The organism is Pseudomonas sp. B21-010, assembly GCF_024749325.1.
GTDB lineage: Bacteria > Pseudomonadota > Gammaproteobacteria > Pseudomonadales > Pseudomonadaceae > Aquipseudomonas > Aquipseudomonas kilonensis.
Genome location: NZ_CP087198.1, coordinates 4515664 through 4535689, shown reverse-complemented (window position 1 = coordinate 4535689; position 20026 = coordinate 4515664). Strand labels below are relative to the sequence as shown.

Here is a 20026-nt window from a genome sequence, read left to right as displayed (position 1 = left end):
TTTCATGACCGATGCCATTCGTTACGAAACCGGCCAGGACCGGATCGTCGTCCTGACCCTGGACATGCCGGGCCAGGGCGCCAACACCATGAACGCGGTGTACCGTGAGGCCATGGCCGCCTGCGTCGCCCGTTTGCAGGCTGAAAAGGACTCGATTGCCGGTGTGATCATCACCTCGGCCAAGCACACCTTCTTCGCAGGCGGTGACCTCAACGAATTGATCAAGGTCGGCAAGCCCGAGGCCAAGGCTTTCTACGACATGGTCCTGCTGCTTAAAGCGCAACTGCGAGCCTTGGAGACCCTGGGCAAACCCGTGGTGGCGGCCATCAATGGCGCGGCCCTCGGCGGTGGTTGGGAAATCTGCCTGGCCTGCCATCATCGCGTGGCCCTGGACCTGCCATCGGTGCAGCTCGGCTTGCCGGAGGTCACGCTTGGCCTGTTGCCGGGTGGCGGCGGGGTGGTGCGGATGGTGCGCCTGCTCGGTTTGGAAAAGGCCTTGCCGTATCTGCTCGAGGGCAAGAAGGTCAATGCGCAACAAGCGCTGCAGGCCGGTTTGATCGATGAGCTGGCGAAGGATCGTGACGAGCTGCTGACCAAGTCCCGGGCCTGGATTCTTGCCAACCCCAGCGTCATCCAACCCTGGGATGCAAAGGGCTATCGACTGCCGGGCGGCACGCCGTCTGACCCGAAAGTTGCGCAAATGCTGGCAATTGCCCCTTCGATCCTGCGCAACAAGACCCAGGGTTGCCTGCCAGCACCGGAGAAAATCCTCTGCGCAGCGGTGGAGGGCGCCCAGGTTGATTTCGACACCGCGCACCTGATCGAAACCCGTTACTTCACCGAACTGACCACCGGCCAGGTGGCGAAGAACCTGATCGGCACCTTCTGGTTCCAGCTCAACGAGATCAAGGACGGTGGTTCCCGCCCACAGGGTTTTGCGCCTTATCTGACGAAAAAAGTCGGCGTGCTCGGCGCGGGCATGATGGGGGCGGGTATCGCCTATGTCAGCGCCGTGGCCGGCATCGCAGTGGTACTCAAGGATGTCGATCTGGCGGCGGCCGAGAAGGGCAAGGCCCGTTCGGCGGCGTTGCTGGATAAAAAGGTCGCACGCGGTCAACTCACCGCCGAGCAACGCGAAGCCACGCTGGCGCGGATTCACCCCACCGACAGCAACGCCGACCTGGCCGGCTGCGACCTGATCATCGAAGCGGTGTTTGAAGATCGCGCCCTGAAAGCCAGTGTGTCGGCCGCCGCCCAGGCGGTGGTGGGCGAGGATGCGGTGATCGCTTCCAACACCTCGACCTTGCCCATCACCGGCCTGGCCATGGCTGTGCCAGACCCGACGAAGTTCATCGGCCTGCACTTCTTCAGCCCGGTGGAGAAAATGCCTTTGGTGGAGATCATCAAGGGCGCACGCACCGGTGACGCGACCCTGGCCCGGGGGTTCGATTTTGTCCTGCAGATCAACAAGACGCCGATTGTGGTCAACGACAGTCGCGGCTTCTTTACGTCGCGGGTGTTCGGCACCTTTACCAACGAGGGCATCGCCATGCTCGGCGAGGGCGTGAGTGCGCCGATGATCGAGACCGAAGCGCGCAAGGCCGGGATGCCGGTCGGGCCTCTGGCGATCTCTGACGAAGTTTCCCTCAGCCTGATGAGCCATATCCGCGCGCAAACTGCCAAGGACCTGCGCGCAGAAGAGAAAGCGCCGATTGAGCACCCGGCGTTCGCCGTGATCGACTTGCTGCTCAACGAATACAAGCGACCGGGCAAGGCCGCCGGTGCCGGTTTCTATGAATACCCGGCCGATGGGCAAAAGTACCTGTGGCCGGCGCTCAAAAGCCGCTTCGAGAAAGCCGACGGGCAGATTTCCCCGCAGGATATCCGCGATCGCCTGCTGTTCATCCAGGCCCTGGAAACCGTGCGCTGCATGGAGGAGGGAGTGCTGACTTCGACGGCCGACGCCAACGTCGGCTCGATCTTCGGCATCGGTTTCGCCGCCTGGACCGGTGGTGCGCTGCAGTTTATCAATCAATACGGCCTGCAAGACTTTGTCGGTCGCGCCCAGTATCTGGCCGAGCAATATGGCGAGCGCTTCTCACCGCCGGCCTTGTTGCTGGAGAAAGCCGCCCGCCACGAACTGTTCTGACAGACCCGGGAAGGGGCTTGCCTTGGGACCGTGTTTCAGGGCAGGCTCTGGGGTGTGCAATATTCCCATCATCGTGTCAGGTATTTTTTATGTCGCTACGCATCTGCATTCTGGAAACCGATATCCTGCGTCCGGAACTGGTCGACCAATATCAGGGTTACGGGCAGATGTTCCAGCGCCTGTTTTCGCAGCAGCCCATTGCGGCCGAATTTGTTGTGTACAACGTGATGGAGGGGCATTACCCCAGCGATGACGAGCAGTTCGACGCTTATCTGGTGACCGGCAGCAAGGCTGACTCCTTCGGCACCGACCCTTGGATTCAAACCCTCAAGACTTACCTGTTGGAGCGTTACCAGCGCGGCGATAAATTGCTCGGTGTGTGCTTTGGTCACCAACTGTTGGCGTTGTTGCTGGGCGGCAAGACCGAGCGTGCCACCCAAGGCTGGGGTGTCGGCACCCATCGCTACAAACTCGCCGCCAAGGCACCTTGGATGAGCCCGGTGATGGAAGAACTGACCTTGCTGATCAGCCATCAGGACCAGGTCACCGAATTGCCCGAAAGCGCGACGGTCATCGCTTCCAGCGATTTCTGCCCGTTTGCCGCCTACCACATCAACGACCAGGTGCTGTGCTTCCAGGGTCACCCAGAGTTCATCCACGATTATTCCCGGGCCTTGCTGGAGATTCGCCAGCAGCACCTCGGCGAGCAGATCTATAGCCAGGGCGTGGCGAGCCTTGCCCACGAGCACCACGGCACCACGGTGGCGGAGTGGATGATGCGTTTCGTCGCTCACAAGCCGCAGGCCGAAGCCACCCAAGGCTAAAGATCACCACTCTCTAATGTGGGAGCGAGCTTGCTCGCGATGACGGCGGCACATCCAGCATCAGGCCAACTGATCCACCGCTATCGCGAGCAAGCTCACTCCCACACTGGATCTGTGTACGACGCAAATCCCCTGTGGGAGCGAGCTTGCTCGCGATGAATCCCACACAAATTCCACTGTTCGCCTACAACCAACCCGATCGCTTGAAGCTCCACCACAGCGACGAGCAGCCCACCGCAATAACCCCCAGCACCGCGAAATAGCCGTATTGCCAACTCAGCTCCGGCATGTCCTGGAAGTTCATCCCATAGATCCCGGCCACAGCCGTGGGAAACGCCAGGATCGCCGCCCAAGCTGCAAACTTGCGCTGCACCACGCTCTGGCGCGACGCTTCGAGCAACACGCCGACTTCGATGGTCTGGCTGGCGATGTCGGCCAGGGTCGTCAGGTCTTCCATTTGCCGCGTGACATGAATCTGCACGTCGCGGAAATACGGGCTCATGTTCTTGTCGATGAAGGGGAAGTCCAGTCGCTGCAACTCTTCACTGATCTCCACCATTGGCGCCGCATAACGGCGCAGGCGCAATACGTCGCGGCGCAAGCTGTGCAGGTTCTGGATGTCCCGTTCGTTCAGGGAGCTGCACATGACATTGTGTTCCAGCTCATCGATTTCGGCGTGAATGGCTTCACCCATTGGCTGGTAGTTTTCAATCACGAAATCAAGGATGGCGTAGAGAACGAAATCTTCCCCGTGTTTCAGCAAAAGCGGACGCGCCTCACAGCGCTGCCGGACGTGGGCGTAGGACGCGGAATGGCCGTTGCGAGCCGTGATGATGTAGCCCTTGCCGGCAAAGATATGGGTTTCGATGAACTGCAGCTTGCCGTCCTTGCGTATCGGCGAATACGTGACGATAAACAGCGCATCGCCAAAGGTCTCCAACTTGGGACGGCTGTGTTTCTCCATGGCGTCTTCGATCGCCAGTTCGTGCAGGTTGAATTGACGCTGCAGGTTGGTCAGCTCCAGGGCGCTGGGCTCTTCGAGACCGATCCATACAAAATGACCAGGTTTGGCAGCCCAGGCGCTGCCTTCGTCGAGGGTGATATTGGTGACTTTCTTACCGGCGCTGTAGACCGCAGCAGCAACGACTCTACCCATAATGGTGGTTCACTTCTTATTGAAAATGGCAGTGGCAGGCAGCGTCCAGCTTAACGCGCCCTGTAGCTTGAGAGTCAGCAAAATCTGCGGAGTTCGGCGGCAAAAGAAAACCCGCCGAGGGGGCGGGTTTCCATTCAGGCGGTTTGCAGCTGCCGGTCCATTGTCGCGATGCACTCGCGCATCTGTTCACGGCATTGGGCAATGAGCCGGGGCATGTCATCCATACTCAATCCGGCCGTAGGAATCGCCGGCAATGAACGTATGAGGATGTCACCGCTGCGCCAGCGATTGAGGCGCATGTGCTTGATGTAGCTGCTCACGCATACCGGAACAATCGGCACTCCGGCGGCTATTGCCATCTGGAAGGCGCCTTTCTTGAATGGCAGCAGGTCTTCGCCCAGATTGCGCGTGCCTTCCGGAAAAACCCAGATCGAGGTGTCCTCGTGCTGCAACGTATGGGTGGTGGTCAGCATCGACTTTCGGGCCTTGATCGCGTTGCCGCGGTCGATCAACACGTTGCCCGCCAGCCAGAACAATTGCCCGAACAGCGGCACCCATTTCAGGCTCTTCTTGCCGATGCACACGGTACGGCGCGGCACCACGTTGCCGAACATGAACAGGTCATAGTTGGATTGGTGGTTGGCGATGATGACGCAGCCATTGGGCTTGTTCACCAGCGTGTCGACTTGCGTCCGGACCCGCAGGCGCAAAATGCACATCGCTGGCAACGCGTACAACCTTGCGCATAAACGGCTGTTGTCCGGGTTGAACGGCCGGCACAGGCCCACAATCACCCCGAGCACGCCAGCCAATACAAAATGCAGGCCCATCAACAACATACGCAATACAAACAGCATCTACAGGCCCCATCGGGACAAAAGGTGGCGCAGTGTACGGATGTGCACTGTTTTCGGCAATTGGCCCTATAGATGTAGGAAATGGACGATGTTTAAGCGCATGTTGCGAAATAAGGCGACAGAAGCGGCCTAGAGCGGTTGCGGACTTTTAAACGACGCACGTAGGAAAAAGTCCGACTCCAGGTGAGGGCTCGCTCTCTCTGGGCCCGTAGGAGCTGACGAGCGGAGCGAGGCTGCGATCTTTCCATTACCAATTGAGTCCGGAGCGAAGGATCAAAAGATCGCAGCCTCGCTCCGCTCGACAGCTCCTACAAGCCTCAGCCCATATGCTCCTGATCCAGCAGAATCGCACTGTCCAGCGTTTCCAGCAGAGCCTTGCGCACTTTCAGCTTGGTGTTCTTGTGGGCGGACATGTTGATCTTCTTCAACTGACGCGCCGCTTCCAGGGCCGCGCCCTGCAGTTCTTCGGCCGACACCACCTTGTCGAGGAAGCCGGCATCCACAGCACCCTGCGGATTGAACATCTCGGCATTGATTACCGAGCGATGGAACGCCGACTTGCGCAGGCGATCACGGGCCAGCTCGATACCGGCGTGGTGCATGGTCATGCCGATCTGCACTTCGTTCAGCCCGATGCTGAACGGCCCTTCCACGCCAATGCGGTAGTCCGCCGAGAGCAGCAGGAACGCACCCTTGGCCACCGCATGCCCCGGGCAAGCGACAACGACAGGGAAGGGGTGCGACAACAGGCGACGGGCCAGGGTCGAGCCAGCTGTGACCAGGCTCACCGCTTCCTTGGGACCGGCGGTCATTACCTTCAGATCGTAACCGCCCGACAAAATCCCCGGTTGCCCGGTAATGATCACCACCGCCCGATCCGCCGTCGCCTGGTCCAGCGCAGCGTTGAACGCGGCAATCACATCTGGCGAGATGGCATTGACCTTGCCGTTGTTCAAGGTCAGGGTCGCGATACCGTCGTCGAGATGGTAGGCAATCAAGTCGCTCATGACGCTATTCCTTGTAAGAGAAGTGACGCAGACGTTACCCACCGCCGCAGGTCAGGTAAAGCGCCGTGACTGACTCACCGGTCAGCCTCAGGCTCTGCAAACAGCCTGGCCCGCCCATCCTGCTTCGCCTTCATCTATTGAGCAGCGCCTGCATAACCCCGAAGATTGGCCGGTTTGCCATGCCCAGGCGTGTTTGAAATGCCCGACCAAGCTTAACCGCATGAAAATTCTGAAAAAAACCTTTGCCATCGGAAAAGCTTTCGACTACATTAGCGCGCCTCGACAGACTGAACAGTTTGCCGAGATACGGTGAAGTGTCCGAGTGGCTTAAGGAGCACGCCTGGAAAGTGTGTATACAGGAAACTGTATCGAGAGTTCGAATCTCTCCTTCACCGCCACATTCTGAAAACGCAAACCCCTGATTTTCCTAGAGAAAGTCGGGGGTTTGTGGTTTTTGGCGTCCAAAAAATGGCCCCATGGGACCGTCATGGGACTGGTGCACATTTCTGGTGCGTTTTTTGTTCGCGAGATAGATCGCATCTCTCCGTCGTTAATTGGGGATGCGGTTGGCTAACTTTGGTGGACAGCTGCAACTTAATGGTGTCAATCAAACCAAGGCGATTCCTTGCCATACCTAATCTCCTCCCATATTTGATTCTCTGTGCTGTGCATCCAGCGGAGGGATTGATCCGTATGTCCTCTTGAGGGCTCGAGTGCGATGAGTATCCGAGATCAGCAAGCGATGCAGTGCGATGAGCGGTTCAGGCATTTCTTGAACCGAACCATCATTCCTGCCAAGGACAGCTACGATCATGATACGACCACAGTCAGGTACTGCCATGAACGCCACGGATGACGCTCATTTTTTGGACCGCCTATTGCGCGGAGAACAAGACGCATATCGTGATTTGGTGTGCACGCATCAGGGAGCAATGAAGGCCATAGCTTATGGAATCGTGGGACCGCGCCATGCAGACGACGTAGTGCAAGATGCATGGCTTGCGATTGTGAGAGGCATGGGAAAATTTCAGAGACGATCTAGTTTAAAAACCTGGATGCTAAGGATCACGTCCAATACGGCGAAATGTCGATACAAAGCTCGGCGAAGTGAATCGAACTGCATCCCATTTACCTCTTGGGTTGAAGCAAGAGGATCTTTATTTGTAGATGATCTTTCCCACTCTCCGCCTGCGGTGTTGCATGAAGATAGCCCCGAAGCACTTCTGAGCGAATCCGAGCTATATGCTCTAATTAACGTTGCTCTTGAGGCTCTACCGGATCTGCAAAGAAGCGTGTTGATACTGAGAGAGCGCTCTGGATTGGAGCTGGATGAAATTTCTACGCTCCTCGGAGTATCGCTGACTAACGTAAGAGTGCTTTTGCACCGAGCGCGTTTAAAGGTTTTTTCGGCGATTGCGGAGTACCAGTCTGTTCTTGATATGTGAGCATCAAGGGGATTTCCCAACTGCCTGAATGTTGGCACCCGAAAAATGGTACTGAGATTTCCACTGGAGGTCTGCCATGGCGACTGTAAAAACTGCACTCGTTCTCGCAGGTGGCGGTAGCCTCGGTGCGGTTCAAGTTGGAATGTTAAAAGCTCTAGTGGAAGACGGCATTAGATTCGATCTGGTGGTCGGCGCATCTGTCGGTGCCATCAATGGTGCGTATTTCGCAGCCAGGCCGAATTCCCAGGGGATTGCCGAGCTCGCTGACTTCTGGCGGGGCTTGCGAAAGGCGGATGTGTTTCCATTCTCTGTAATCGACACCCTGACGGCAATATTGCGACGTCGTGGATATCTTCTACGCGCTTCAGCGTTACAAAACCTGGTGCGCCGATCGCTGCCGGTGAAATTGATCGAAGATACTGAGTTGCCTTTGTATATCGTCACCACCAATCTGCTCAGCGGTGCCGAAGAATTACTGTCCAGTGGCAGTGCTGAGCAGGCATTACTCGCCAGCGCAGCAATCCCGCTGGTGTTTCCACCCGTTCGAATAAGTAACAAACTTTTAATTGACGGTGGCGTGGCTAGCAACACTCCTATTGCCAGTGCGATCTCACTAGGGGCCACTCGTGTTGTTGTGGTACCAACTGGTTTCGGTTGTGCCTGTCCTAACCCTCCGATCGGGCTCGTTGCATTAGCCTTGCACACACTCAACTTAATGAGCATGCGTCAACTGGTGCGTGATATTGAGTTGTACGCTCCGCGGGCGTCTATTCACGTTGTTGCGCCGTTGTGCCCATTAAATGCTTCGGTATTCGATTTCAGCCAAACAGATCAGCTCCTAGAGCGCGCTTACCAGTCGACCCAGACATGGATTGAGGAAGGTGGGTTAATTCGCACTGGTGTGCCGGATTCGTTGCAGGCTCACACCCATACCCAGATATAAGTAAATAGCCTCGGTTTCTAGAAGCGATCGGTCAGTTTCGATTGGCCGATTGCGGCGGTTCACGAAAGTTAGATTGAAAGCGAAATTCGAATAACGCCGCTTATGTTCAAAAGGCCCCCACACCTGAGCCAGGTGTGGGGGCCTTTTTGTTACCGGCGGAAGCCATAACCCCCTGGACTGGTATGCCGATGCCCCCTACAGTGGTTTTAGGCACTAAAACCCATTCAGAAAGGAATCGACCCATGGGCACCCCCACGACTACGCAATTGCACGGTATCAATCTTCCTACGCAGGCTCGCCAATGCGTGGAGAAGCATTTGGGTTGTATTGAGCGCGCTGAGGACGACGCCACTGTGTACGTCTGGCTCAACCGAGCGGAAAGTTTGATCGAAGGGCTGGAGGCATCCGGGGCATTCAACGACAGTACGATCGAGGCGCTGTATGTGCACTTCGATCGGGTCGCGGTAGCGCGTATGGTGGTGCTGAAAGGATGATCGGCGAGAGAGACGCTGAAAGCCCTGGTCAGCCAACACTCGTGACCGGCGAAAGCTTTAGGGCCAGCTGTAGCATTCCCACCACGTCTGGCCCGTCCTCATTGATCCAAGTCCCATAGTGCTGGCGGATCATGTTGCCGTTGGTGTGCCCCATCTGTTCGGCGATCCAATCGATTGAGGCAATGCCCGTCGTCAGTAGCTGGCTGGCGTAAGTGTGACGGCACTGCCCAGGCCCGCGATAGCGGACCCCCGCCGTGAGCAAATGAGCCTTAAAAAAGCGGTCACGCACAACAAAGTCGTTGGCGTGCGGCAGTCCGGTTTTGGTGTTCAAGAACACAAAATGCAGCGTGTGCCGTCGCACGGTTTTATTGTCCCGCTCGACGATTTCAACGGTTTCGGCTTTTCTTTTGCGGGTCAGTGCCTCGACTTTGCGCAACGCATCCCAGGCCGGCGCCAGTAAACGAACCTTGCGCATCGAGCGCCGAGTTTTCGTGACGCGATAAGCACCGCGCACCTTCGATCGGCGGAAGGTCACCGTGCCGTGTTCCAGGTCGACGTCCTCCCACGCCAGGGCGATGGTCTCGGATACCCTGGGCCCGGCCCAAATCATGAACTGCACCATCAGCAACTCAAGCGTGCGGGTGGTCGGCGTTTCCAGGATCTGTTTGATTTCCGCCCGGGTGAACGGGTCCGGTGCTTCGGGATCGGGCAGGCGCACCATTAAGCCTTCGGTGGGATCGTGCGCGACTTTCATCCTCGTGCGGTACAGCCGGAACACCTGGCGCACATTGCTGATGATGTCGCGGATCGTTTTGTTTTTTAGCGTTTTGGACAGCGTGCCTTGGATCCACTCCTGTAGGTCCAGGTGATCGATCGCGTTGATCTGCACCTTGCCCCAGCGCGGTCGTACATGCACTTCGGCCTTGTTGGCGTAACCCCGGTAACTCGATGCCGCGACGCTATTAGCCTTGATCCGCAACCACAGGTCCAGGTAGTGACCAAACGTGTTTTCCACCAGCCTGGCCGAATTGGGAAAGTGGCGTGCGTAGTCAAAGGTGCCCGCTTGGATTTCGTATTCGATGATGGCGAGCAAGCGCTTGGCCTGGGCAACGTTCGCCGGTGTGTTCCCTCCAGGTAATGATTCGCGGCATTTGTCGCCGTCGTATTGAAAATAGATTCTCACGGAATTACCGCGAGCTTCGACCCCACTCATGTAAACCCCTAACGCTGTATTCGTATAGCGACAGTCTGACGATCGGAAACAAAAAGGCCCGTTTCCGGGCCAAGTATCTGGAAGCGCATCTTCTGGTGGACGCGGCTTATGGCTTGGGCTTTGGGTTGCGTAGATGGGCATTCAGCCGTTGGCGTTGCCGGCTGCATTGTTCGTGGTTGCCCTGGGCGCGCCACCGACCGCATACGTCGCAAACGCTGGTGTAGTCGATGTTCCAGGGAAAGCGTCGTGCACGAGTTGCATGGGATTGCTTAGGCATGGCGCGCCGTCCCCCGGGATGAGGTGTTGGCGAGCAACTGCGCGACGACAGCCGCATCCGTTTCGCTCAGTTCGCCCAGGGTGCTGGCCATCTGACTGAGGCTTTCGAGGCGGGTGCGTGATTCAGGGGTTTTGTGCACCAGGTAGCCAATGACGGCCGCGCCGATAATCGCGATGGCCACAAGGTGCCGGGCTGGTGTGGTAGCCTTCGCGGCGCTGCTGCTTAGGTTCTGTGCTTGCATGGTATAGCCCTCTGTTGCGGTCGGGTGTCGAGGAGCTGCAACTCCTCGGCACTGTTTTTTAAAGGTCAGTCCTTGCGGGCCAGGTGGATCACCAGGCCATCAAACTTCAGCTCATGTTCACTGCATGATTGCCATTCCAGCACCCTCAAAATCTGTTGCCGGCTGCAGTCGTCCACCAGGATTTCGCGTTGGCCACCGGCTGCGCGCACCTCCAAAATTTCCAGCAAATCATCCTCTCCATATGCCCCGGCCTGGATGATCGGCGCGCTTTCTCCCGTGAAGTCCAAGCGGTCCTGAACTGACTGGAGCTTGCTGGTTTTGCCGTGACTGGAACTGCCCATAAACACTTGGATTTGCATCGGTCTTACTCTCCTTTACGCCTTGAATGTCCAGCACTTAACTGTCGTCGGCCGGGGTTGTGAACACGGGTTGCGGTTGTTGAAGGCAGCACGTACAGCGCTGTGCACCGCCTTGTTGCTGTCCAGAAACTTGCGGGAACGGGACTCTTTGAGCAGATCGCGCAACGTGGCCACGTCGGCCAACTTCTGTTTGTGTTCGGCGGCGCGCTCGCAGAATTCGTTTAGGTTGATAGCGATCACAGCGGGGTCGCTGCTGTGGTCGACCACCGGGTCTTCGCTCAAGGATTCGAGGTAGTCGTAGACCTCCCAAAACTCGGCCACGGCGGAATGGTCGGAACTGATCGAGGCCTGGCGCTCGATGGCCATCCGCACTATTTGGCGTTGGGTGGCAGCGACCTGGGGATCGCTCAATTTCAACACCAGGCGTAGGCAATCCAACAACGAAAGCAGTTGCGCGTGGTTCTTGCTGATGCGCTCGACACGGAGGTAACCGCGCAAGTCATAGCCGCAGCTGCTGCAGTTGCCCTGGTCGCTGGTGTAGGCGGTACCGCAAGCAAAGCAATGGGTATGCAGGCGGCGCAGCTTAGCTTCGTGTTCGGGCATACGCTGGGCGAACAACTCAAGCACCGCGGACTCTTTGCCCACCGCCCGCAACAGGAAGTGACTGAGGGTGCCGCCATCCAGCGCGTTCATTTGGTCAGCTGCCGCACGGCTTTGCTGTGTGACGACCGGGCGCACAAAGTGCAACTTTACGATGCGCGTCATGATCGCTTCGTGGGCGACCACGGCCGCGTTCTGGCTAATTGCGATCGTTCCTCGGAATGGCGGCTCGTACGTCTCGTTACCGGCCGTCTTGACGCCCTTAGTGGCCAGGGTGCCCCCGCCAAAGAAGTCTTTCAGCTCGTCCCATTCAAAGGTTTTAGCGTGCGCTCGATCATCGCTGTGGCGATCTGCTTCCAGGAACACAACCGGCATGCCAGAGACCTGGCCCATCAGGCGCGAGCGTCCGGCCTTGGTCGATTTCATGGGGTCGAAGCCCTCATAGCCTTCGCGGCCGAGTAACTTCCAGAGCAGGTTCAGCAGGGTGGTTTTACCGGCGCCGGCCTCGCCGGTGGCCTCCAGGAACGGGAAGGACTGGTAGCGGGCGCGGATCTGTTCGCAGAACAGCGAGCCGAAGAAGAACACCAGCGCGACGAAGCCCTGGGCGCCGAAACAGGTCCACAGCAACTGCACCCACTTTTCATCAAAGCCCTTTGCTTCGCGCTGCAGCTTGATGGGGACGCCTTTCTGCAGGGTTTTCAGGCGCAGCTTGCCGAACTCGAAATAGTCTTCGCTGTTGACCTTGTAGGTGGTGCCGTCCTTGATCGCGATGTCACCGTAGACGTAGCAGGCGTATTCCTTGCTGTAGCCCACGTAGTCGATGGTCGACACAGTTTTGATGCCGAACAGTTGGTCCTTCATGAGCTTATCGAGCTGCTGGCCACTGCCGGTAAACATCGCACCTGCCGCCATGCCGAGCAGTCGCTTTTTGAATTCGCTCGCGGCCGACAGCTGGCCGCTGGTGAAAGTGTTTTTCACGCTTTCGGAATCGTGCGGGAAGTCCACGCGCAGGTAGTACCAGGACTCGTCCGTTACTTCGTTGCGCTGGAAATAAAGGGCTTGCGGGTAGCAGTTGGCAATCTCAACAACACTGCCGGATTGCTGCAGCGCCTTTTCGCGCTGTTGTGCCTGGTTGAGCAACTGGTCGTCGTGATTCTCGCTGTCCTCGATGTCGGACATGGCCCGGTTGAATTTCTCCATGTCCAACTTGAACCAGTACAGGCGGTTGGCAAAGCCCAGGTGAAATTCCCCGCGCTTGTTCCAGTCGTACATCAGCAAGGCCTTTTCCGCTGCGCTCTCGGCCAGTAGCAGGGCGCCCTGGTGCCGGGCTTGCTTGAGGTCAGCAGCGATCTGTTCGGCGCGCTTGGCGTCGTCCTGGATGAAGCTCCAGCGCTGATGAAGATCGTTCCAGTCTGACTTGCGACCGTCGCGTTGCGGGATCTGCGCGGACTCACATACGAAGCCCAGGGCACGGGCTTCGCGCACCCAACGTCGGGTGTAGGCGTTGGCGCTGGGCTCGTTATCAAGCGCCCAGACCAGCTTGGGCAACTTCCCGCCATCGCGGGTCTTAATCAGGCCCTTGAGTGAGTCACCAGGGAACGCATTGGACGACATTGCCGATACGGCCGCGATGTCGTTATGCACCAGGGCGATGGCGTCGAAGATACCTTCGACAATCCAGATTTCCTTGGCTTCAAGTAGGTCGACGCAGGGCGGGCACCACCAGACGCCGCGATAGCTATCCTTGGATTTGAAGCGGGCTTTCATCTTGCCGAAGCGGTGTGGCTGATCGATCAGGCGTTCCCACCAACCGCCTTTTTCCAAGGCGAAGCGCACCGTTGCGCTGCCGGCATTGTGTTCAGCAGAGTAGAACGTTTCCTGGGTGAACCAGCCCTGGATCAGCTCAAACCGAAAGCCCCGGGCGAACTCCAGGTAGGCGCGTGCAGTTGCGTTGGGATGCTGATCTGTCGCCGGCGCTCGCTTGCTCCAGTCTTCGAACAGATCGTCGTACAGCTCTTTTACGTGTAGGGTGTGACCACATTTTTCGGGACGACCACAGATCACCATCCATGGCGTATCAAAGCGGGAATACAGTTCTTTCTTTTTGCACTTCGGGCAGGTACCGCCGCGCATGTAGTCGGTGCCCGTGCGGTGCTTGAGCCCAAAGTCGGCCTGGAGGCGTTGCAGCACGTCGTGACGAAGGTCTTCTTTCATGGGGTTACTTCACTGCTTTGAGGCTGTGGGACAGGGCTGCCATGAGGCGTTTTTGCGCAGCCATGACCGGGATGTGGGCGAGAATCGCGCCGTGGCGCAGGCCAGCCGCTACAAGGCGGAATTGGTCGGCGTACCAGTGTTCGTTGAGGCTCAAGCGATACTGTTCACGCAGGTTGGCCAGCAACGCTTCGGCCTCGGCTGGGGGCAGTTGTGTGGTGACAATTACGGCGTTTGTCATCGTTAAACCTCAATTTCGGGCGCAGCTCACCCAAACCCACGGGACGTGGGGCCGGCGATTGGTTGGGTTGGGTGTTACGAGTTCGCGGAGCGTTGGCGGTGTGCCAGGTCCAACAACTCAATGTGGGCAAGGTCGGTCAGTTTGGTTGCTACCGGTTCGGCCACGTCGAGATTCTCAACCAGATGAAAGATTGCCCGTTTGCGTAGCGCCGATAGGTCGCCCAGGTGTTCGGCTTGATGGCGCTCAAGAAACGCCAGTGCAGCGTTCTGCATACACTGCTTGTAGTCCAGGGTATTGGTTTGAGTGTTCATTGGCCTTTACCTGACTTGGCGCGGTAGAGATCGATGGCGGCATGAATTTCGGCAGTACGTGCAGCTATGTGCAAGACGTGCGCGTTCAGGATCAATTCGGCCTCGTCTTCGGTGATTACGCCGTCTTCGATAGCCTGAGCGATAACCTGGTCGACCGTGCCCTGTTTGGCTGAGGTCTGCACTGCCCGTGCGTACATCTCAACGTTGTCTAGGTTTTCCGGTTGGATGACCGGCACGAACATGCCGCCGTACATGGCCGCCACGTAGTTGGCCAGGTGCTGGGTACCTGTGACTTGTTCCAGCTGATAGATCTGTAGGTCTGTCAGCGGACGGCAGTTATTGTTCTCGTAAGCGTGGTTATCAAACTTCTTGAGAGGTAGGCCGATGCGAGCGGCGGCGCGTTCGCGGCCACCTTCGAAGGTGCAAATAATTGCACTGACGACTTCACGCCGTGTTTTTAGAACCTGACTTTTCATCTTCTGCTGTTCCCTCAGTGCACCGGCCATTACTGTTCAATCACGCCGTCTTTGATTCCGAGTAATACGGCTGCGCGATGAGCCTCCCCACGACGGCATTGGCTTTGGCCATTCAGTACCGCATAAACGGTGCTGGGGTTGAGGTTGTTCCGTTCAGCAAAATTTCTGGCAGTCTGGCCACGCTTCTCCAAGGATGCGCGCGCCTGCTGGCGAGCTTGCTCGGTGATGGGTGAGTTGGGCATAGTGCAATTCCTTGCGTTTTCATGTGATGACAAGCGCAGGATGTGGCAAAAATCTGCCAATGTAAATATCTGGATGGAAAAATATTGACACTCTCCGAAGAGATTGGCGCAAGGTTGCGCCAACAACGAGCCCAGGCTGGGCTGACGCAAGATCAACTTGCGGAACAACTTGGTGTCTCGAAAAGAACTCAAGGAAACTACGAATCCGGTGCCAGTGACGCGCCAGCCTCCTACTTGAGTATGGCTGCAAGCGCGCTCGGATTTGACGTGCTTTACATCGTGAGCGGAACTCGTACCACGCTGAAAGTTGATGCGTTGTCTGAGGTTGAGGACAGCATTGTTCAGCAGTACCGCAGCATTCCTGTGGACGATCAAAAAGCCATCCGGCGCTTTCTTAAAGCCATCGCTGACGATGCTGCCAAAGAGGTGAGTTAATCCCCCCATTCGCGTCTCGCCACTCGCTTGCCCCCATATCACTGCGACAGCAATGGATTTAATGGAGTGGTAAGCATGTTGGATCGCACAAACGCGGATGTTGGTTACGTTGAAATGGCAGCATCTGCGCGGTATGAGCTTTCGCAAATTGAGCGTCGTCTGATTGGGTTGTATCGTCAGTTGAGCCTTCGCGACCAAGAGCAATTGCGCAGACTGACCGAAGCGCTGATAAGCAACCCGGATCATTCCGACGAAGACTGATCCCAGCGCCGCCGGCACTCGATTGTCGGCGGTTTTGATCATGCGATTGCCTGCGATCCGAGCCTTTCGAATAGCTCCCGCTGCTGGTCTCTAGGCATGTCTCGCAGACGATCAATCAGCAGCCTGTCGAACGTCTGTGCAGACGGGCTGAGTGTGTGGGAGAACGTGAGATTTGCGACCCAGCTGTGCCCACACTTCGCGTCAAGGCACTGGCAATAAAGCTTCGCAAAGTCGGTAGATAGCACCTCACGCGACGCAATCCGGCCTTTGTGCCCGCATTTACAAGTAACTCTCATATTCCCTCCCCAGGGTGCAGCTATTTGCCACTATGGTCGCATGTGGTGCAGGATATTTCTCTATCTTTGAACGATCAGATAATGCTTTCCCCTGAGTTATCTATCTTTTTCCAGTTGATGTGCCTGTCGCGTCGAAGGCTGTCATTCAACTGATTGAACAGCTGACAGATCGGTCTGATCTCGTTGCTGGTATACACGCGATCGATCTTCTCAATATCGCCAAAACCGCCGTTATTCTCCGGGATGATCCCGGCCAGGGCGGGGTTCATACGCCAGGCAGCGATCACGTCATTGCGGGTAATGTTCTTCACCTTCTCCAGCTCGTCCTTGGCCTGGAAGTCGCCCACAGGGATGATCTGGATCGCGTTCTCCTTGCCGTTCGGGATGTTGACGAACATAGAGCGGAAGTTGCCCACGCCCTTGCTGGCGCTGATCTGTGCGCGCAGGTTCTCTTCGTCTTCCTCGGTCAGGTCCGGGTCGTTGGTGTAGAAGATGTAGCCCGCGTGCGCGCCGTTGCTGTAGTAGCGCCGGCGGAACAGGGTCGCGGCTTCGTTGAGCAGCAGCGCCTGCAGGCCACCTAGGTAGTCGGGCACGCCGTAGATGTTCTGTTCCACGTCGTAGTCCAGGACGTGTTCAATTTCGTCCTGGTCGAAGTCCATGAACTTGCTGTCCGGCAGCAGCATCCTGAAACCGCCGTCGACCTTCACGCGCATGTTGATCGCTGGCAGGTGCTGCATCTCCAGCACCTCGCCGAAGGCATTGGTGTCGCGATAGAAATACGCCTCGCCGAACACCATGTAATCCAGGCTCGCCCGTCCCATGGTCTGTGTGCTGCAGCCCTCGGAAGGGATGAACTCACGCAACAGCAGGTTGCGTTTGAACTTGGGAATGGCGCCGTGGTGCGCGTTGGCGCGCAGCAACTTGGCCAGGCCCGCCCGCGATACCGGCGGTTTGTAGATTTCGCCGTCGTCGCTGAGAAATACCCCCAGATACTCGCCGATGTTGCCGGACAGCACCTGTTCGGGTTCCCCGAACGTGAACGCCCGCATGGGCTGCTGCTGTCGTACCTGCTGACTGGCTTGGGGCTTTCTGCGTTGTGGTTTGGGCATTGTTTCCGCTCGTGACGTAGCGGCTACGGCGCCGCTTGTTGGTATTCAGGGGTTCGTTGGCCAGGGCGTGCATGACGGCCCAGGCGATATCGGCGTGGCCGGTGGCGTCGGTGCGCGAAGCGCTGTAGGTGACCTGCCCGCTGTTGGTGGTGCCGCGCTTGATGGTTAGGAACGCCTGGGCGATGTCCGTCCAGCCGGCGTCCCACTCAATGCGGCTGCCCTGGATCGTGTCCTGGGCCTTGAGTACCAGGGTGTTTTTGGTCTCAAGGCTGTAGTGAATCGGCGTTGCCTTCGCGTAGAAGTCGCGCACCAGGTCGAACACGCCATAGCCCACGCCGGTGATATCGATCCCGATGTGTTGGACGTTGAAACGCTCGGTAAGCTTTTTGACCTGGGCGGCTTGGTAGGTGAACGAATGCCCCCGCCAGCTGTGCTTCTCCAGGATTCGAAACTTCGCCCCGGGTTCCAGCGGCGGGGCGACCACCACGCAGGTGGCGTCGTCGCGGGTGCGGCTGGGATCGTAGCCAAGCCACACCGGGCTGTTGCCGAAAGGGCGATCCAGTTCCGGGTTGTAGTCCTCCCACAACGACAGGTCGGAATAACACCGCTCCAGATCCTTGAGGCCGAAGGCGCTCTGGCTGCTGTCGATAAACTTGCAGTAGAAAAGCTGCTGGAATTTGTCTTCGTCGTACTCCAGCTGCAGTTGCTCCAGGTCGAACAGATCGCAGCCGCCGGCGATGGCATCGTCGATGGTAATGGTCTTGCGCCACTGGCCATCGGGGCATAGCGCGCCCTGTGTGTAGGACGCCTCGGTAGGCCAGGTGCCGCCGGCCTTCTTGCCGCGCTTGCTGTTGCGGAACTCCTCCCCCGACCAGAACGGGTATGCCTGGTGCGACACGGCGCTGGGCGTCGAGAAGTAGGTTTTACGCCATTTCTTGTGGGTGCCCATGGCGCTGGCCACGGTGCTGAGTTTTTCGAAGTCGCGGATCCAGAAATATTCGTCCACGTACACATGGCCGTGATAGCCCTGGGCAGTGCTGCTGTTAGTGCTGAGAAACCGTAGTTCGGCGCCGTTGCTGAGCGCGATCGGGTTGCCGGTTAGCTCGATGTCAAACCACTGCTTTGCAAATTGGATGATGTAGCTGCGGAAGATTTCCGACTGCGAGCGGCTGGCCGACAGGAACACCTGGTTGTCGCCCGTTAGCACCGCGTCCATGAACGCTTCGCCGGCGAAGTAGTAAGTCAGGCCGACTTGGCGGCTTTTCAGAATGTTGCGGATCCGGCACGTCAGCGGGTTTTGCTTGGCCGCGAACAGCTCCTGCTGATAGCGGTACATCTTGCTGATGAACTTATCCAGGAAGTCGACTTCGGTCAGTTCGCTGACGTCGTTCTTCACCTTCTTTTCGCGCTTCTTTGCGCCGCTATCGCCACGGCTGGAGCGCTCGCTGCGTTGCCCTGGGCGACGTTCCTGGGGCTCGCTGGCAGATTCCCCGATCGGTGCCGGCGCCGGTTTGACCGCCTGTTTTAATAACCGCTCGCGGACGGTAGTCAGCCGGTCCAGTTCGTTCAGCTCGTCCTTGGTCAGGCTGCTGGCTTTGTCCAGGAGGAGGGTGATTCGCCGGCCCACGGCCGTCAGCGGTTCCTCGTCCGACAGCATGTCTTCCCACCCGCCCTGGCGGATCCAGTAGTAGACGATGCGGATGTTAGGCAGGTTGAGCTGCGCCTGAATTTCCTTGGCCTTACAGCGGCGTAGAAACAGGCGTTTGGCGGCTTCTTTAACTTCGGTCGAGTAGTACATGGGCCGCAGTCTATGCGGCGAAAACGCTGGAAACGCGGGGTTAAATTCCGCGTTTCTCCTATATGCCGAATCTAGGAGAAACGCGCATTTGAACCGTTTGTTTAGGGCTTGGCGGCTCCCTATCTTGGCGGCTCATTCAACCGATTGAGCGCAGTTAACGCCCATGCCCCGTTCCCTTGTTTCGTACTGGAAACGTGTCGCCACCAGCGGCACTACCGTCGATGGTCGCGAGATCCTTCCCCAGGAACTGCGCGACATCGCTGAAACCTACAAGCCTTCGAAATATACGGCAGTGATCTGGTGCGACCACGAACGTTGGAGCGGTTCCCACGGCACCGTCTTTGCCGTGCGCTTGTTGGAGGAGGGCGAAGATCTGGAGCCCGGACAAATCGCTCTGGAGGCACAGCTCAAGCCGAATGATCGCCTACTGCAGTTGAATGATCAGGGCCAAAAGCTCTTCTCCAGCATCGAGATCACTCCGAACTTCGCCGGCAGCGGAAAAGCCTACCTGACAGGTCTGGGCGTCACCGATGAGCCGGCCAGCCTGGGCACCCAGGAACTCTATTTTTCGAAGCAGACCCACAAAAACTCTTTCTATGCCGCGTCCGTTGAACTGGGCTCTTTTGAGGCTGAGCCACAGAGCGAGGTCGGCAAGCTTATCGGCTTGCTCGCTGGCTTGTTCAAGCGCTTTTCCACGGATGACGAGCCCGTCGAACCCACCACCCCAAACGAGAGCAAACCCCCAATGGATGAAGCTACAGCAACGGCCCTTAAAGCCCTGCTGGCTCAATTGCTGATTGTCGCTGCCGGCATTCAGGCTGTGATTGAGCCCGTCGCGGAAGACGCCCCAGAGCCCGAAGCCGCTCCAATCGACGACGTAGCAGCAGCTGTTGACGATATCGTCACCACTGCCGAAGACGACCGCGAATTCAGCCGTAAAGGCAGCGCCACCAACAAGGCATTGCTCGCCAGCATGGCGAAGTTGGAGCAGCAGTTTTCCGCATTGCAGAACACTTCGACCGGTCGCCAGTTGCCACGCAATCCAGGCCCGGTAAACACCCCACGACGCAAGGTGCTCTGA

The 20026-nt window shown here is 57.7% G+C and carries 22 protein-coding genes and 1 tRNA gene; 9 read left to right on the top strand and 14 right to left on the bottom strand.

Annotated features, from left to right (window positions below; translation table 11 throughout):
* Positions 1 to 4 precede the first annotated feature (4 nt).
* Together LOY50_RS19975 and LOY50_RS19970 are read left to right on the top strand one after the other, a co-directional pair.
* Positions 5 to 2149, top strand: a complete 2145-nt coding sequence (locus LOY50_RS19975; protein ID WP_258688993.1) for a 3-hydroxyacyl-CoA dehydrogenase NAD-binding domain-containing protein — start codon at positions 5 to 7, stop codon at positions 2147 to 2149.
* Positions 2150 to 2238: 89 nt separating this feature from the next.
* The gene (locus LOY50_RS19970) at positions 2239 to 2973 is read left to right on the top strand and encodes an amidotransferase (protein ID WP_003204170.1); all 735 of its coding nucleotides are present in this window, start codon (positions 2239 to 2241) and stop codon (positions 2971 to 2973) included.
* Positions 2974 to 3157: 184 nt separating this feature from the next.
* On the opposite strand, the gene LOY50_RS19965 is transcribed toward LOY50_RS19970, so the two are convergent.
* The 3 genes from LOY50_RS19965 to LOY50_RS19955 form a co-directional block, all read right to left on the bottom strand.
* On the bottom strand, positions 3158 to 4129 hold the full coding sequence (locus LOY50_RS19965) for a magnesium and cobalt transport protein CorA (protein WP_214509746.1): 972 nt from the start codon (positions 4127 to 4129) through the stop codon (positions 3158 to 3160).
* A 134-nt stretch (positions 4130 to 4263) separates the two neighbouring features.
* A complete protein-coding gene (locus tag LOY50_RS19960) occupies positions 4264 to 4986 on the bottom strand; it encodes a 1-acylglycerol-3-phosphate O-acyltransferase (RefSeq protein ID WP_258688992.1) in 723 nt (240 codons plus the stop codon).
* Between the two features lie 317 nt (positions 4987 to 5303).
* Complete coding sequence (locus LOY50_RS19955; protein ID WP_253476772.1) at positions 5304 to 5993, bottom strand: crotonase/enoyl-CoA hydratase family protein; 690 nt, start codon at positions 5991 to 5993, stop codon at positions 5304 to 5306.
* A 308-nt stretch (positions 5994 to 6301) separates the two neighbouring features.
* Between LOY50_RS19955 and LOY50_RS19950 the strand changes: the two genes are divergently transcribed.
* The 4 genes from LOY50_RS19950 (at position 6302) to LOY50_RS19935 (ending at position 8875) form a co-directional block, all read left to right on the top strand.
* Positions 6302 to 6391, top strand: a tRNA-Ser gene (locus LOY50_RS19950).
* Positions 6392 to 6832: 441 nt separating this feature from the next.
* Positions 6833 to 7438: an RNA polymerase sigma factor gene (locus tag LOY50_RS19945; RefSeq protein ID WP_258688990.1), complete on the top strand. Its 606-nt coding sequence runs from the start codon at positions 6833 to 6835 to the stop codon at positions 7436 to 7438.
* 76 nt (positions 7439 to 7514) lie between these two features.
* The gene (locus tag LOY50_RS19940) at positions 7515 to 8381 is read left to right on the top strand and encodes a patatin-like phospholipase family protein (RefSeq protein WP_176999679.1); all 867 of its coding nucleotides are present in this window, start codon (positions 7515 to 7517) and stop codon (positions 8379 to 8381) included.
* A 242-nt stretch (positions 8382 to 8623) separates the two neighbouring features.
* Entirely contained in the window at positions 8624 to 8875 is a 252-nt protein-coding gene (locus tag LOY50_RS19935) for a hypothetical protein (RefSeq protein ID WP_258688989.1), read from the top strand.
* A 28-nt stretch (positions 8876 to 8903) separates the two neighbouring features.
* Here LOY50_RS19935 and LOY50_RS19930 read toward each other — a convergent pair whose 3' ends face one another.
* The 8 genes from LOY50_RS19930 to LOY50_RS19895 form a co-directional block, all read right to left on the bottom strand.
* Positions 8904 to 10088: an Arm DNA-binding domain-containing protein gene (locus LOY50_RS19930; RefSeq protein WP_258688987.1), complete on the bottom strand. Its 1185-nt coding sequence runs from the start codon at positions 10086 to 10088 to the stop codon at positions 8904 to 8906.
* A 269-nt stretch (positions 10089 to 10357) separates the two neighbouring features.
* On the bottom strand, positions 10358 to 10606 hold the full coding sequence (locus LOY50_RS19925; RefSeq protein WP_258688985.1) for a hypothetical protein: 249 nt from the start codon (positions 10604 to 10606) through the stop codon (positions 10358 to 10360).
* A gap of 65 nt (positions 10607 to 10671) precedes the next feature.
* Positions 10672 to 10965 (bottom strand): hypothetical protein, encoded by a 294-nt coding sequence (locus tag LOY50_RS19920; RefSeq protein WP_258688984.1) that lies wholly within the window; start codon positions 10963 to 10965, stop codon positions 10672 to 10674.
* Positions 10966 to 10980: 15 nt separating this feature from the next.
* Positions 10981 to 13779: a toprim domain-containing protein gene (locus LOY50_RS19915; protein WP_258688983.1), complete on the bottom strand. Its 2799-nt coding sequence runs from the start codon at positions 13777 to 13779 to the stop codon at positions 10981 to 10983.
* 4 nt (positions 13780 to 13783) lie between these two features.
* Entirely contained in the window at positions 13784 to 14017 is a 234-nt protein-coding gene (locus LOY50_RS19910; RefSeq protein WP_099312178.1) for a hypothetical protein, read from the bottom strand.
* A gap of 74 nt (positions 14018 to 14091) precedes the next feature.
* The gene (locus tag LOY50_RS19905) at positions 14092 to 14328 is read right to left on the bottom strand and encodes a hypothetical protein (protein WP_242196034.1); all 237 of its coding nucleotides are present in this window, start codon (positions 14326 to 14328) and stop codon (positions 14092 to 14094) included.
* The gene (locus LOY50_RS19900) at positions 14325 to 14804 is read right to left on the bottom strand and encodes a YmfL family putative regulatory protein (RefSeq protein ID WP_275263648.1); all 480 of its coding nucleotides are present in this window, start codon (positions 14802 to 14804) and stop codon (positions 14325 to 14327) included. The genes LOY50_RS19905 and LOY50_RS19900 overlap by 4 nt, the downstream gene beginning before the upstream one ends.
* A gap of 29 nt (positions 14805 to 14833) precedes the next feature.
* Positions 14834 to 15046: a DNA-binding protein gene (locus LOY50_RS19895; RefSeq protein ID WP_106576223.1), complete on the bottom strand. Its 213-nt coding sequence runs from the start codon at positions 15044 to 15046 to the stop codon at positions 14834 to 14836.
* 42 nt (positions 15047 to 15088) lie between these two features.
* Between LOY50_RS19895 and LOY50_RS19890 the strand changes: the two genes are divergently transcribed.
* Both LOY50_RS19890 and LOY50_RS19885 read left to right on the top strand, forming a co-directional pair.
* A complete protein-coding gene (locus LOY50_RS19890; protein ID WP_258688981.1) occupies positions 15089 to 15481 on the top strand; it encodes a helix-turn-helix domain-containing protein in 393 nt (130 codons plus the stop codon).
* 75 nt (positions 15482 to 15556) lie between these two features.
* Positions 15557 to 15742 carry a hypothetical protein gene (locus tag LOY50_RS19885; RefSeq protein WP_178965117.1) on the top strand — a complete coding sequence of 62 codons (186 nt, stop codon included), beginning with the start codon at positions 15557 to 15559 and terminating at the stop codon, positions 15740 to 15742.
* A 38-nt stretch (positions 15743 to 15780) separates the two neighbouring features.
* Here LOY50_RS19885 and LOY50_RS19880 read toward each other — a convergent pair whose 3' ends face one another.
* The 3 genes from LOY50_RS19880 to LOY50_RS19870 all read right to left on the bottom strand — a co-directional run bounded on the left by LOY50_RS19880 (position 15781) and on the right by LOY50_RS19870 (position 18945).
* Positions 15781 to 16038: an ogr/Delta-like zinc finger family protein gene (locus LOY50_RS19880; RefSeq protein ID WP_258688980.1), complete on the bottom strand. Its 258-nt coding sequence runs from the start codon at positions 16036 to 16038 to the stop codon at positions 15781 to 15783.
* A 74-nt stretch (positions 16039 to 16112) separates the two neighbouring features.
* On the bottom strand, positions 16113 to 16955 hold the full coding sequence (locus tag LOY50_RS19875; protein WP_258691263.1) for a phage portal protein: 843 nt from the start codon (positions 16953 to 16955) through the stop codon (positions 16113 to 16115).
* Positions 16894 to 18945 (bottom strand): terminase large subunit domain-containing protein, encoded by a 2052-nt coding sequence (locus tag LOY50_RS19870; RefSeq protein ID WP_258688979.1) that lies wholly within the window; start codon positions 18943 to 18945, stop codon positions 16894 to 16896. Before LOY50_RS19870 ends, LOY50_RS19875 begins: the two co-directional genes overlap by 62 nt.
* A 163-nt stretch (positions 18946 to 19108) precedes the next feature.
* Between LOY50_RS19870 and LOY50_RS19865 the strand changes: the two genes are divergently transcribed.
* Positions 19109 to 20026: a GPO family capsid scaffolding protein gene (locus tag LOY50_RS19865; RefSeq protein WP_258688978.1), complete on the top strand. Its 918-nt coding sequence runs from the start codon at positions 19109 to 19111 to the stop codon at positions 20024 to 20026.